Below are 13,001 nucleotides of genomic sequence, written 5' to 3'. Positions count from 1 at the left end.
GATGCTGCTCGGGCGGAGGCTGCAGGTTCGCCGTCCCGGGCCGGCAGCCGACCGACTAGCCAAAGGAGCAGCTCAGCATGGCTTACTTCGCCGACGCCAACGAGGTCGACAAGTACATCGGTGGTGTCTTCCGCGCTGCCGCGGAGCACCCGGAGAACGGCCCGAAGTTCAAGTCCGCGGGCATCGTGATGAAGGTCCTCTACACGGACCCCGACGTCGAGATGAACATCGTCATGCGCGACCCGATGCAGGTCGTCCTCGGTCCGATCGACGAGGAGGCCGACGTGACGCTGATGATGAAGGCCGACACCGCCGACAAGTTCTGGCGCGGTGAGTACAACCTCGCCGTCGGCATGGCCAAGGGCGAGGTCAAGGCCAAGGGCCCGGTCAACAAGATCCTCAAGCTCGTCCCGCTGACCAAGCCGCTGTTCCCGATGTACCGCGAGGCGATCGCGGAGAAGGACGCCCAGGGCTGACCTCCCCGGCGTCGGCCGTACCGGCGCCGTCGTACTGCAGCCGCGGCGGCGCCGGGCACCACCCGGACCCGGCGCCCGCCGCGCAGCTTCCCGGACATAAAATCCGGACAGCCTGTCCGAGCGACGGGGTCCGAGACGAAGGAGAGCAATCGTGGCGACGATGAAAGCGGTGGTGCTGCGGGGCCCGCACGACGTGGTCGTCGAGGAGGTGCCCGTCCCCTCCGAGATCGGCCCCGACGAGGTCCTGCTGAAGGTCGAGAAGACCGCCATCTGCGGCACCGACCTCCACGTCTACGACGGGCGCATGGAGCTCGAGCCCGACCTGCGACTCGGCCACGAGTTCCTCGGCACGGTCGTCGAGGTCGGTTCCGCCGTCGGCCTGTTCAGTGAAGGTGACCGCGGCGTCGCGTCCTGCGTCGTCAACTGCGGCTTCTGCCACCAGTGCCGCCGCCAGCAGCCCGGCAAGTGCCAGGGCGTGCGTATGTACGGCATGGGCCTGACGTTCGGCGGACTCGACGGTGGTCAGTCCGAGTACGTGATCGTCCCCGCCGCGGACCTCTCGATGCGGAAGGTCCCCGAGGGCACCGCCGGCACCGACGACGACTTCCTGTTCGTCGGCGACATCATGACCACCGGCTACGAGTCGGTCCGGCACTTCGGCCGCCCCGGCGACATCGTCGCGATCGTCGGCGCCGGCCCGGTCGGCATGTGTGCGGCGATGGCCGCCCAGGCGCTCGGCATGGGCAAGGTCATCGTGATCGACAAGGTCGCCTCCCGGCTGAAGGAGGCCGAGGCCTTCGGCGCCATCGGTATCAACGCCGACGAGACCAACGTCGTCGACGCCGTCTACGACCTTACCGAGTGGCGCGGCGCCGACCTCGTGATCGACGCCGTGGGTCACCCGTCGGCCCTGGAGACCGCGCTGAAGCTGCCGCGCTTCGGCGGCTCGCTCTACATCCCCGGCGCCTACGCCGAGGAGTCGCTGGAGCTGCCGTGGGGCGAGATGTGGATGAAGAGCCTCAACATCTCCGGCGGCATCTCGAACTTCACGCTCTACATGGACGAGGTCATCAACCTCATCGCCGCCGGCAAGCTCTCGCCCTCCGCCGTCATCTCGCACACCTTGCCGCTCACCGAGGCGGCCGAGGCGTACCGCATGTTCGAGGCTCGCGAGGCCACGAAGATCCTGCTCGACCCCGCACGCTGATCCTGATCATCTGACTCTCCGTCACGTCCCGGACAGGAGCACCAGAAATGACGATCGAGCACCAGCTTCCCGACATCGACTGGGATGACGACGGCCAGGCCGACTTCCTCCCGGCGACGAACCTGAACAAGCCGGACTACGACCCGGTGGACGTCTCGTCGAAGGCGTTCTGGAGCCAGTTGCTCGAGGATCAGGACCGCTCGTTCGCGATCCTGCGCCGGGAGCGTCCGGTGTCCTGGCAGCGTCCCGTCGAGGACGCGGTGACCCCGGACCCGGACGACCCCGGCTTCTGGGCGCTGACCCGCCTGGAGGACATCCAGCGGGTCAGCCGCGACAACGAGACCTTCATCTCGGGGCAGGGCGTGCTGTTCGACATGCTCCCGCCGATCTTCCTGGAGATGTCGCAGTCCTTCCTCGCGATGGACGACCCGGAGCACGCGAAGCTGCGCCGGCTGGTGTCCTCGGCCTTCACCCCGAGGCAGGTCCGGCGCATGGAGGACAAGATCCGCGAGATCACCACGCAGTGCGTCGACGACATCGTCGGCCGGGGGAAGATCGACTTTCCGGCCGAGTTCTCGAGCCGCTTCCCGCTGAGAGTCCACTGCGCGATCTGGGGCGTGCCGGACCACCTCGCCGAGGAGACCGGGGCCGCGGCCCGCGACGTCGTCGCCTGGGCCGACCCGGACCTGCTCGCCGGCCGGGACCCGCAGGAGGTCCAGGTCGAGGCCTGCGCCCGCCTGCACGACATCGCCGCCGAGATGATCTCGGAGCGACGGCAGAACCGGCGCGACGACCTCATGCAGGCGCTGATGGACGCCGAGATCGACGGCGAACAGCTCGACGAGGCGCAGATCGGCGCCTTCTTCGTGTTGATGTCCGTGGCCGGCACCGACACCACGCAGCACACCACGACATTCGCCGTGATGGGGCTCACGGAATTCCCCGAGCAGAAGAAGTGGCTGCTCGAGGACTTCGACAACCGCATTGACGGGGCGGTCGAGGAGTTCATCCGTTTCGGCACGCCGGTGATGACCTTCCGGCGCACCGCGGTGCGGGAGACGGAGATCGCCGGGCAGCGCATCATGCCTGGTGACAAGGTGGTTTTCCTCTACGCGTCGGGCAATCGTGACGACACGTTGATCGACCGCCCGTGGGAGCTGGACCTGTCCCGGGATCCCAATCCGCACTGCGGCTTCGGCGGGGGAGGGGTGCATTACTGCCTCGGCAGCCAGCTTGCGAAAATGATGCTCCGGCACGCACTGAAGGAGTTGCTGTTCCGGATCCCGGAGTTTCAGATCAGCAACCCGCGCTTCATGGGGACAAACTTCATGCGGGCGGTCACCCACCTGGACTTCGAGTTCACGCCCGAGCGCAAGGAGACATGAATGCCACGCATCGTGGTCGACTACAACAAGTGCACCGGCCTCGGCATGTGCGAGGCCGAGGCGCCTGACCTGTTCGAGGTCCAGGACGACGGCAGCCTGAAGGTGCTCAACGACACCCCGGGTTCCGACGAGCTCGCGGCGGCGCAGGCGGCGGTCGACGCGTGCCCGACCGAGGCCCTGACTCTGGTGGAGGACTAAGCACCCGTGCGGAACTCCCGACTCGTCGTCGTCGGCGCCTCTCTGGCTGGTCTGCGGGCCATCGAGGCCGCACGCCGATCCGGCTATGACGGCCCCATCACGCTGATCGGCAACGAGCCGCATCTGCCCTACGACCGGCCCCCGTTGTCCAAGGCGTTCCTCGACTCCGACGAGGACGAGAACGGCGCGCCGGTGGTGCCGACGTTCCGCGACGAGGCCACGCTCCGCGACGAGATGAACGTCGACCTGCGGCTGGGGGCGCCGGCCACGGCACTCGCGCCCGCCGGCCAGGTCGTCCTCCTCGACGGCGACGCCGTTCCCTACACCCAGCTGATTATTGCCACGGGTGGCGACGCCCGGAACCTGCCCGGTGGCGAGTCGCTCGAGGGCGTCCACGTGCTGCGGACCCTCGACGACGCCCTCGCCGTCCGCAAGGCGCTCGACGCGGGCGCGCGGACCGTCGTCATCGGCGCCGGCTTCATCGGCAGCGAGGTGGCTTCCGCCGCGCGCAAGCGCGGGCTGGAGTGCACGGTGCTCGAGGCGCTGCCGGTCCCGCTCGTCCGGTCGGTCGGGCCCGAGACCGGCAAGGTCGCGGCCGAACTCCACCGCAAGTACGGCACCGACCTGCGCTGCGGGATCGGCGTCAAGGCGCTCGAGGGCTCGACGCGCGTCGAGAAGGTCGTGCTCGACGACGGCACGGTCATCGAGGCCGACCTCGTCGTCGTCGGCATCGGCGTCCGCCCGTCCACGAGGTGGCTGGAGAGTTCCGGGATCGCGCTGCACGAGCGCGACGGCGGGATCCTCTGCGACGAGTTCCTGCGTACCAGCCTGCCCGGCGTCTATGCCGCGGGCGACGTCGCGCACTTCCCGAACCCGCTCTTCGACGGCGAGATGATGCGCGTCGAGCAGTGGACCAACGCGGCCGAGCAGGGCGCCCTGGCGGCCAAGAACGCGCTGTTCCCCGACGAGGCCAAGCCCTCGCAGGCCGTGCCGTACTTCTGGTCGGACTGGTACGAGTCCCGGATTCAGTTCGTCGGGATTCCGCAGTCCGAGGAGGTCCGCGTGGTCTCCGAGGAGCTCGGCGAGGAGAAGTTCCTCGCGCTCTACCGGCGCGGCGACCGCCTCGGTGGTGTCCTCACCATCGACCGACAGAACCAGATCATGAAGTACAAGCGCATGATCGCCCAGCGCGCGTCCTGGCAGGACGCCCTGGAGTTCGCCGGCATCACCGGCTGAGGCTCGGGTAAGCCCGTCCCCGTAAGCAATCCCGGTGCCACACTGGGTCATGGGGGTGGGGACGATGCCGGACAGCTCGGTGCTCAAAGGTCAGCCGCTGGTCGACGCCGACGGGGAGACCGTCGGCCGGATCGACGACGTCTACGTCGATCCGGACTCCGGCCGGGCGGAGTTCCTCGAGGTGCGGACGAGCCGCTTTCGCCGGAAGCGCCACCTCGTCCCGCTGACGCGGATCAACGTCGCGGGCGGCGCGGTCACCGTGCCGTACCCACGGGAGAAGATCGTCGAGGCCCCCCTCCGCCCCCGCCGCGAGCTCACCGCCGACGACGAGGCCCTGCTGCGCGACTACTGGCACCTGCCGGCCGTGAAAAAAGGGTGACACCCCCTACTCCGCAGTAAGGGGTGTCACCCTTTTTTGACAGTGGGCGCGCGCGGAGCGCGCCGGTACTACAGCAGCTCGACGATCGTGGCGTTGGCCATGCCGCCGGCCTCGCACATGGTCTGCAGGCCGTACTGGATGCCGTTGGCCTTCATGTGGTGGACAAGGGTGGTCATGAGGCGGGCGCCAGAGCCACCGAGCGGGTGGCCGAGGGCGATCGCGCCACCGTTCGGGTTGAGGGCCGCGGGGTCGGCGCCGAGCTCCTTCAGCCACGCCATCGGCACCGGGGCGAACGCCTCGTTGACCTCGAACGCGCCGATGTCGCTGATCTTCAGGCCCGACTTGGCCAGCGCCTTCTGGGTGGCCGGGATCGGCGCGGTGAGCATGATGACCGGGTCGTCACCGGCGAGCACCGCGGTGTGGATGCGGGCGATCGGGGTGAGGCCGAGGGCCTGGGCCTTCTCCGAGGTCATCATCAGCAGCGCCGAGGCGCCGTCGGTGATCTGCGAGCTGTTGGCGGCGGTGATCGAGCCACCCTCGGGGCGGAAGACCGTCTTGAGGCCGGCCAGGGCCTCCAGGGTGCCGCCCCGGCGGACGCCCTCGTCGCTGGTGACGAGCTGAAGGTTGCCCTCGGCGTCGGGAGCCTTGACCGGAACGATCTGGGAGTCGAACGCGCCGGAGTCCTGCGCGGCCGCGGCCTTGGCGTGCGAGTCGAGCGCGAACTGGTCGAGCTCGGTGCGGCTGAAGCCCCAGCGGTCGACCATCATCTCGGCGCCGATGCCCTGGTTCGGGGCGTCGCCGGGGTAGCGGGCGTTGAAGCTCGCGCCGAACGGCTCGCCGGGGGCGAACGAGGAGAACATCGGGACGCGGGTCATCGACTCGACACCGCCGGCGACGGCGACGTCGTACTGGCCGGAGATCAGGCCGGCGGCCGCGAAGTGGACTGCCTGCTGCGAGGAACCGCAGGCGCGGTCGACCGTCGTGCCGGTGACCGACTCGGGCCAGCCGGCGGAGAGCACCGCGGTACGGGCGATGTTCATCGCCTGCTCGTTGACCTGCATGACGCAGCCCCACACGACGTCGTCGACGACGACGGGGTCGATGCCGGTGCGCTCGACGAGGGAGGTCAGGACGTGGGCGGACAGCTCGGCGGGGTGGACGCCCGCCAGGGCGCCGTTGCGCTTGCCGAGGGGGGTACGGACTGCATCGACGATGACCGCATCGCGCATGTGTCGGTCTCCAGTGGTCGGGGGCGGTGTACTCGCCAGTAAGGGAGCTCCCTCAAACAGTCACCGTTGACTGGAGCCGATGTCAAGGTTTCCGGTGTATGACCCAGCCCACTAGGCTCCGGCCGTCCGGTTCATCCCCCCGGACGCCGCGGGAGTACCCCGCGTAGTACCCGGCGAAGGAGTCCCCCTTGGGTACGGCACCGTCCCAGAAGCTGGCCGGCCGGACGCTCGTCATGTCCGGCGGAAGTCGTGGCATCGGGCTGGCGATCCTGGTCGCCGCCGCGCGCGAGGGCGCGAACACGGTCTTCCTCGCGAAGACCGATCAGCCGGATCCGCGGCTGCCCGGCACCGTGCATACCGCGGTCGCCGAGATCGAGGCCGCGGGTGGCAAGGCCGTCGCGGTCGTCGGCGACGTGCGCAACGAGGAGGACGTCCAGCGCGCGGTCGACACCGCGGTCGAGACGTTCGGCGGCATCGACATCTGCGTGAACAACGCGAGCGCGCTCAACCTGACCGGCACCGAGGAGCTGCCGGTCAAGCGCTTCGACCTGATGCAGCAGATCAACACCCGCGGCACGTTCGTGCTGACGAAGGCCTGCATCCCGCACCTGAAGCGCTCCGACGCCGCGCAGATCCTCACCCTGTCGCCGCCGATCAGCCTGGCGCCGCACTGGCTCGGCCCGCACCCGGCCTACACGCTCTCCAAGTACGGCATGACGCTGCTGACGCTGGGCTTCGCGGCCGAGTTCGAGTCCGACGGCATCGCGGCGAACTGCCTGTGGCCGCGCACGACGATCGCGACGGCGGCGGTGATCAACCTGATCCCCGACGCCGCGAACGCCTCGCGGTCGCCGGAGATCATGGGCGACGCGGCGGTCGCGATCTTCACGGGTCCGTGGCGGTCCGGGGAGTGCCTCATCGACGACGACGTGCTCGCCGCGGCCGGCGTCACCGATCTGTCGAAGTACGGTGCCGGCCCTGATTTCGCCCCGGACCTGTTCGTCGACTCCGTGAGCTGACGCCGTGAGCAGCTCCCGTGTGGAGTTCATGCGCTCCCGGGACCCCGGTGCCCCCTGGCCCGGCCGTGGCTACCTGCTGCCCGCCGGGCGCCGCGAGCAGCTGCGCGCGTTGCTGGGCCGCGTCGCCGACCTGACGGGACGCGACGACCTCTGGGACCCCGCGCTCGTCGTCGACTACGCCGCCGCCCATGACGTGCTCGCCGCCGGGTGGGAGATCCTCCTCGGCGCCCTCGGAGCGCACCCGGTCGGGACGAACGGGTCGGCGGGCGCGCCCGTCAACGGGTCCGGGCCGGTGCCGGACGAGCTGATCGAGCTGCTCCGCGCTCTCAAGGCCTTCGACGACGACATCCGTGACGAGCGTCTGCTCCTGCGCGACGCCGCTCTGGCCCGCGTGCGGGAGGCGCTGGCCGCCCTCCGGCGGATCGACGCGACGGCGACGCTGGTCAACGAGGCCGCGGTCGCGGTGTGCAGCCTCGGCTTCGACCGCGCGATCGTCTCGCGCATCGACCACGGCCGCTGGCTCCCGGAGACGGTGTACGTGGGGCGTGACGCGCGGTGGGCGGAGGAGATCCTCGCCGCCGGCCGGGAGAACCCCGTCGTGCTCGACGAGAGCGTGCCGGAGTGGGACATGGTCCGCCGCGGGACCGCGCTGCTGATCTCGGACGCCCAGGAGAACCCCGGCGTCAACCGGCCGATCGCGGAGACCTCGCTGTCCCGGTCCTACGTCGCCGCGCCGATTGTCGCGCACGGGAGCGTGGTCGGGTTCCTCCACGCCGACTGCTACTACCAGAAGCGCAACCTCGACGAGACCGACCGCGAGGTGCTGGCGGCCTTCGGCGAGGGCCTCGGTTACGCCCTCGCCCGCAGCGCGGTCCTGGACCGGCTCAACGCGGTTCGCGTCGACCTCGGCAACCTGGTCACCGGCGTGACGACCGCGCTGCCGGTGGCGGACTGGTCCTTGCACCGGCCGCTCGATCCGCCGAGCGATCCGCCCGCCTCCAACGGGCACGCGTTCCTGCAGACCTTCCTCGCCCCGGGTGACGACGGGGAGGCCGCGCTGACGCGACGCGAGGTCGAGGTGCTGCGCCGCATGGCCGAGGGCGACACCAACGCGCGGATCGCCCGGCGGCTGGTGATCTCCGAGGGCACCGTGAAGACCCACGTGAAGCACATCCTCCGCAAGCTCGGGGCGTCCAACCGCGCGGAGGCGGTCTCCCGGTGGGTGCAGCTCGAGCGGCAGCAGCGGGTGCCGGGGGAGTAACCCGGAAGGGGGACGCTTCCACCCCCGAGTGCGGATCCGCGGGCCCGGAGCTGATCCCTACGCTCCCGCCATGACTGACCTGGACGTGGACGTCGACGTGGTGGTGGTCGGGGCCGGCGCGGCCGGCCTCGTGGCGGCGCGGAATCTGACGACCCGTGGGCTGACGGTCCGTCTGCTGGAGCGCGAGCAGCACTCCGGCGGGCGGATCCGGACCGAGCGCGAAGGCCCTGACCACTACGAGCACGGCGGGATCTTCCACACCGCCGGGTACCGCGCCTTCCGCACGCTGCTCGGCGAACTCGGTCTGGCCGGCGACGTCGTCGCCCTGCCGACGGCGTTCTCCGCCGGCGTGCGGGTGGGAGAGCAGTGGGAGCACGTCGACTACGGGTCCCTGCGGGGTCCGCTGACTTTCGGCGCGCTCGGGTGGCGCGACCGTCTGTCCGTCGTACGGGCGGCGATCCCGGCCCTCCTCGCCAAGCGGGCGGCCGCACGGGACCTGGGGGACCTGGTCGGACTGGCGCACCTGGACACCCGGGCGGCCTCGGCCGGTCTGACGACGAGAGCGTCGACCTACTTCACCGCGGGCCCCCACGAGTTCCTCTGGGGCGTCCCGTCCGAGCGGGTGTCGTACGCGATGCTCGCGCTGCAGCTGCACGTCTTCACCGGCGACCTCTGCGAGCTGCGCGGCGGAGCGAGCCGGTGGGTCGACGCGGTCGCGGCGGACCTGGACGTTCGGCTCGGCACGTCGGTGGAGCGGGTGGAGGACGACGGTGCCGGCGTCGTCGTCCGGACGGCGGACGGCGGGTCGCTCCGGGCCCGGGCGGCTGTGCTCGCCTGTCCGGCCGACGTCTCGGCCCGGTTGTGGCCGCAGGCCCCGGCGCCCGTCCGCGAGCACCTGACGCGCACGGCCTACTCCCGCATCGACTTCGTGTACCTACGCACCCGGGACGCCCTGACTCTGCGGGCGGGCGGCCGCGAGGTCGGCATGGAGGTGATCACCCCGCCGGAGGTGGGCGGCCGGACGATCGGCGGGGTGTACGTCGCGAACGGTTGGGTGCGCTCGGGTGGGCTGTGGCTCGTCACCGCCGCGAACGGTGCGGGCGCTGCCACGAAGAGCGACGAACAGCTCGCCGACGAACTGCAGAGCGACGTCGAGAAACTGCATCCCGAGATGGTGGGTCAGGTGACGGGCCGTCGGGTCGTACGCCACGACCCGTACACCCCGACGTTCACCGCCGGGTCCGTGCGGCGCCTCGCGGCCGCCCGTGCCGCCCTGCCGGGGTCGCGCATCGACCTCGCCGGCGACCACATGACCGCGCCGTGGGTGGAGGGCGCCGTGCGCAGCGGACAGCTGGCTGCGGACCGCGTCGCCCGCACCCTGCAGGCAACGTAGACCGACTGCCCGGGTGGGAGGGAGACATGTCCCTCCAAAGGACCGGGATCTACCCCCTACGGGGGGTGTAGGCCCCGACGGCCCGCCGAATACTTGCGGTGCTCTCCGGAACACCTGAGCCCCCGTCAGGTGTGAGGCCGACTCAAGGAGTGAGCATGCGCAGAGCGAAGAAGCAGGGTCTGCTCGCCGCCCTTCCCCTCGTCGTCAGCGGGGCGCTCATTCTGAGCGCGTGCAGCGGCGGATCCGGCAGCGACGAGAACACCGCCCAGCAGGAGCCGGTCTCTGCCCTGGACACCGCCGCCGACGCCGCGGCGGCCCAGGACGTCGGCGGCGCCGCGCCGGTCGACGCCGGGACCGCCGAGGGTGTGGCGGACGCCGGTCTCGCTCCGGTCGAGGCCCCGGGCGCCGCCCCCGTCGCCGACGCCGCGAAGTCGGGCTCAGCCGCGAAGACCGGCGCGAAGTCCGAGAGCGGAAAGGCCAAGGCCGTCACGACCGAGGCCGGGGACACCGCGGGCCTGACGAGCATCGACGACGCGGCGCAGCGGGCGGCGAACGCGAGGATCGCGGCGGAGAAGAACGGCGCCACCGACCTGGGCGTCACCAAGGACTCGATCAAGTTGGGCACGGTGTCGATGCACGGCGTCGCACTGGGCAACCTGATCGTGATACCGATGCTCAACGGGACCAAGGCGACGTTCGCCTCGATCAACGACCGTGGCGGCGTCCTCGGTCGGCGCCTCTCCCTGGTCGACTGCGACGACGGTCCGGGCGAGGTCTCGCGGTCGAAGGCCTGCATCAAGAAGCTGGTCGGCCAGGACAAGGTCTTCGCGCTGCTCGGTTACCTGAGCTGGGCCAGCGCCTCGGTGCACTCCGACCTTGCGCAGTACCGCCTGCCGGCGGTCGGAACGTGGGCGTACTCCCAGACGGAGTGGCAGGACCCGTACATGTTCCCGACCCACATGTCGATGATTCACGAGGCCATGGCCAACGCGCAGTGGGTGAAGAACGTCGTTCGGCCGAAGACCTACGGGCTGATCTGCCTGACGAGCCCGGAGATGCAGCTCTCCTGCGACGCGGTGAACAAGGTCCTCAACGCCTCGGGCGCGCAGCTCGTCAAGCGGATGGACGTCGGCATTTCCGAGACGTCGATGTCGGCGCAGGTGCTCGCGATGCGTGCGGCGAATCCGGACACGATCGTGCACTACGTGATCAACCCCGCGACGATCGTGAAGTTCATGGTCGAGGCCGCGCAGCAGGGCTACTACCCGCCGAAGGGGATCTCGGGCAACCACCTCGCGGCCGAGGTTCTGGGCCAGCTGTTCGGCAAGCACCCGGCGGGCCGGTACTGGACGAACACGACCTACAAGCTGTGGGGCTCGGAGTTCATGGCCGTGATGAACAAGTACGCCCGCGGCAACAAGGGTCTGAACCACCACATCGTCCAGGCCAACTACGTCGGCGCCCTGGTCTTCGAGCGGGCGGCCAAGGCGGTGGGTCCGAACCTGACGCGCGAGCGGCTCATGGCGCAGCTGAGCAACGGGGACGTGTACGCCGCCGACGCCTCGCTGGACCAGCGGTTCTCGTACTCGAAGGCCGAACGCGGCGGGTCGCAGGACAGCCAGACCTGGAACCGCAACTACGGGCAGGGCCGCGAGTTCATGTACAAGTACAACACCACGAACACGGCCTCGAACCCCGACGGGTCGCCGAACGGCTGGGAGCCGGATCCGGACCAGTTCGTCATCCACACGGACAAGTGATCGATCGGTGAGCGGCGCGCACCACCCGGATCACCCGCCGCGCTGACCAAGGCATCCCCGTCGTCGTCCCGGCCGCCTCCTCGCGGCCGGGACGTCGGCGTTTCGCGATTGCTCCAGTGCCCGAATATCTGGCGCTGCAGTATCCTGCGGGCGAGGGCGGCAGCCCGGACGACAGGAGACGCCGTGGCCGAGGATTCCGACGCGATCGGGTGGATGCGCGCGCGGTGGGAGGCCCGCGGTGCGCCGGCTCCCGCCCAGTTCGCCGCCCTGTTCTCGGTGCTGCGCGCCTCGGCGCTGATGACCGAGGAGGTCGACCGCGTCCTCAAGGAGCAGGGCCTGACCCGCACCGGCTACATGGTGATGATCACGCTGCAGGCCTCTGACGGAGCGTCACGCCCGCTGGGTCAGCTGTCGAAGCGGCTGCTCGTGCACCCGACGACGGTCACGATGGTCATCGACCAGCTCGAGAACGCGGGCCTGGTGGCACGCCGGCCGCACCCGACGGACCGCCGGACGGTGCTCGCCGAGCTCACTCCCGAGGGCGACGAGACCGCGACCCGAGCGAGCAAGGCGCTGGCGGCCGTAGGGTTCGGGCTGCCCGGTGTCGACGACGCGACCGCGGACCGGATCACCGCCGACCTCCGCGCGGTGCGACGCGGCCTGGGTGACAGCAAGTAGCGCGAGTACCGGGAGTCGGCGTGCACGATCTGACCGGCCGGACCGTCGTCGTCACCGGCGGCAACTCCGGCATCGGGCTCTCCCTCGCGGCCGGGGCGGCGCGGGCGGGCGCGGACGTCGCGATCTGGGGCCGCAACAAGTCCCGCAACGCCGGCGCCGCGGCCATGCTCGCCGTGCACGGTCGCCGGGTGCTGCCGGTCCGCTGCGACGTCGGTGACGAGGGCGAGGTCGCGGCCGCGATGCGCCAGACGCTGGCCGAGTTCGGCCGCCTCGACTGCTTCTTCGCCAACGCCGGCATCCACGCGGCGGCACCCATCCAGGACATGACGTTCGCGGACTGGCGCGAGGTGATGCGCGTGAACCTCGACGGCGCCTTCCTCACCACGCGCGAGGCCGCCCGCGTCTTCATCGAGCAGGGCACCGGCGGCTCGATGGTCGTGGTGTCCTCGACGATCTCCCGGTACGGCGGCGCGGGTCAGGCGTCCTACGCCGCCAGCAAGACCGCGCTGCTCGGCCTCGGCCGCACGCTGGCGGTCGAACTCGCGCGCCACCGCGTCCGGTGCAACATCCTGATCCCGGGCTGGACCCGGACGCCGCTGAACGCCCAGGCCCAGGCCAGCGAGAAGTTTCTGGCCGCGACGACGGCGCGCACGCCGGTCCGGCGCTGGGCCGACCCCGAGGAGTTCGAGGCGGTCGCCCCGTTCCTCGCGGACCCCAGTCTGACCTTCCACACCGGCAACGAGATCGTCGTCGACGGCGGCTACACGATCTTCTGACCCC

13 protein-coding genes are annotated in these 13,001 nt (G+C 70.5%); 12 read left to right on the top strand and 1 reads right to left on the bottom strand.

Annotated elements, in window-relative coordinates; genetic code table 11:
• Nucleotides 1-77: 77 nt before the first annotated feature.
• The 6 genes from SPOPO_RS0123145 (at nucleotide 78) to SPOPO_RS31245 (ending at nucleotide 4,881) form a co-directional block, all read left to right on the top strand.
• The gene (locus SPOPO_RS0123145) at nucleotides 78-476 is read left to right on the top strand and encodes an SCP2 sterol-binding domain-containing protein (RefSeq protein WP_019877522.1); all 399 of its coding nucleotides are present in this window, start codon (nucleotides 78-80) and stop codon (nucleotides 474-476) included.
• A gap of 160 nt (nucleotides 477-636) precedes the next feature.
• The gene (locus SPOPO_RS0123140; RefSeq protein ID WP_028985041.1) at nucleotides 637-1,683 is read left to right on the top strand and encodes a zinc-dependent alcohol dehydrogenase; all 1,047 of its coding nucleotides are present in this window, start codon (nucleotides 637-639) and stop codon (nucleotides 1,681-1,683) included.
• Nucleotides 1,684-1,730: 47 nt separating this feature from the next.
• Nucleotides 1,731-3,068 (top strand): cytochrome P450, encoded by a 1,338-nt coding sequence (locus SPOPO_RS0123135; RefSeq protein WP_019877520.1) that lies wholly within the window; start codon nucleotides 1,731-1,733, stop codon nucleotides 3,066-3,068.
• Entirely contained in the window at nucleotides 3,069-3,266 is a 198-nt protein-coding gene (locus SPOPO_RS0123130) for a ferredoxin (protein ID WP_019877519.1), read from the top strand.
• A 6-nt stretch (nucleotides 3,267-3,272) separates the two neighbouring features.
• A complete protein-coding gene (locus SPOPO_RS0123125) occupies nucleotides 3,273-4,502 on the top strand; it encodes an NAD(P)/FAD-dependent oxidoreductase (protein ID WP_019877518.1) in 1,230 nt (409 codons plus the stop codon).
• Nucleotides 4,503-4,566: 64 nt separating this feature from the next.
• Entirely contained in the window at nucleotides 4,567-4,881 is a 315-nt protein-coding gene (locus tag SPOPO_RS31245; protein WP_019877517.1) for a PRC-barrel domain-containing protein, read from the top strand.
• 68 nt (nucleotides 4,882-4,949) lie between these two features.
• On the opposite strand, the gene SPOPO_RS0123115 is transcribed toward SPOPO_RS31245, so the two are convergent.
• The gene (locus SPOPO_RS0123115) at nucleotides 4,950-6,110 is read right to left on the bottom strand and encodes a thiolase family protein (RefSeq protein ID WP_019877516.1); all 1,161 of its coding nucleotides are present in this window, start codon (nucleotides 6,108-6,110) and stop codon (nucleotides 4,950-4,952) included.
• A 188-nt stretch (nucleotides 6,111-6,298) separates the two neighbouring features.
• On the opposite strand from SPOPO_RS0123115, the gene SPOPO_RS0123110 reads away from it, so the two are divergent.
• From SPOPO_RS0123110 to SPOPO_RS0123085, 6 genes are all read left to right on the top strand, one after another.
• Nucleotides 6,299-7,129, top strand: a complete 831-nt coding sequence (locus tag SPOPO_RS0123110) for an SDR family oxidoreductase (protein WP_019877515.1) — start codon at nucleotides 6,299-6,301, stop codon at nucleotides 7,127-7,129.
• A gap of 4 nt (nucleotides 7,130-7,133) precedes the next feature.
• Nucleotides 7,134-8,390 carry a LuxR C-terminal-related transcriptional regulator gene (locus SPOPO_RS31240; RefSeq protein ID WP_156870169.1) on the top strand — a complete coding sequence of 419 codons (1,257 nt, stop codon included), beginning with the start codon at nucleotides 7,134-7,136 and terminating at the stop codon, nucleotides 8,388-8,390.
• 70 nt (nucleotides 8,391-8,460) lie between these two features.
• Nucleotides 8,461-9,783 carry an FAD-dependent oxidoreductase gene (locus SPOPO_RS0123100; RefSeq protein ID WP_019877512.1) on the top strand — a complete coding sequence of 441 codons (1,323 nt, stop codon included), beginning with the start codon at nucleotides 8,461-8,463 and terminating at the stop codon, nucleotides 9,781-9,783.
• 155 nt (nucleotides 9,784-9,938) lie between these two features.
• Nucleotides 9,939-11,543 carry an ABC transporter substrate-binding protein gene (locus SPOPO_RS0123095; protein WP_019877511.1) on the top strand — a complete coding sequence of 535 codons (1,605 nt, stop codon included), beginning with the start codon at nucleotides 9,939-9,941 and terminating at the stop codon, nucleotides 11,541-11,543.
• A gap of 183 nt (nucleotides 11,544-11,726) precedes the next feature.
• Entirely contained in the window at nucleotides 11,727-12,221 is a 495-nt protein-coding gene (locus SPOPO_RS0123090) for a MarR family winged helix-turn-helix transcriptional regulator (RefSeq protein WP_019877510.1), read from the top strand.
• A 20-nt stretch (nucleotides 12,222-12,241) separates the two neighbouring features.
• Nucleotides 12,242-12,997, top strand: a complete 756-nt coding sequence (locus SPOPO_RS0123085; RefSeq protein WP_019877509.1) for an SDR family NAD(P)-dependent oxidoreductase — start codon at nucleotides 12,242-12,244, stop codon at nucleotides 12,995-12,997.
• Nucleotides 12,998-13,001: the final 4 nt, after the last annotated feature.

Source organism: Sporichthya polymorpha DSM 43042, assembly GCF_000384115.1.
Taxonomy (GTDB): Bacteria; Actinomycetota; Actinomycetes; order Sporichthyales; family Sporichthyaceae; genus Sporichthya; species Sporichthya polymorpha.
Note: the sequence above shows the minus strand (reverse complement) of the source record. Positions and strands in the feature narration are given on the sequence as shown.

Excerpts from the sequence above, each read along its gene's own strand:
- SPOPO_RS0123130 (WP_019877519.1), top strand. The coding sequence starts at position 3,069 with ATGCCACGCATCGTGGTCGACTACAACAAGTGCACCGGCCTCGGCATG.
- SPOPO_RS0123140 (WP_028985041.1), top strand. The coding sequence starts at position 637 with ATGAAAGCGGTGGTGCTGCGGGGCCCGCACGACGTGGTCGTCGAGGAG.
- SPOPO_RS0123100 (WP_019877512.1), top strand. The coding sequence starts at position 8,461 with ATGACTGACCTGGACGTGGACGTCGACGTGGTGGTGGTCGGGGCCGGC.
- SPOPO_RS31245 (WP_019877517.1), top strand. The coding sequence starts at position 4,567 with ATGCCGGACAGCTCGGTGCTCAAAGGTCAGCCGCTGGTCGACGCCGAC.
- SPOPO_RS0123095 (WP_019877511.1), top strand. The coding sequence starts at position 9,939 with ATGCGCAGAGCGAAGAAGCAGGGTCTGCTCGCCGCCCTTCCCCTCGTC.
- SPOPO_RS0123145 (WP_019877522.1), top strand. The coding sequence starts at position 78 with ATGGCTTACTTCGCCGACGCCAACGAGGTCGACAAGTACATCGGTGGT.
- SPOPO_RS0123115 (WP_019877516.1), bottom strand. The coding sequence starts at position 6,110 with ATGCGCGATGCGGTCATCGTCGATGCAGTCCGTACCCCCCTCGGCAAG.
- SPOPO_RS0123135 (WP_019877520.1), top strand. The coding sequence starts at position 1,731 with ATGACGATCGAGCACCAGCTTCCCGACATCGACTGGGATGACGACGGC.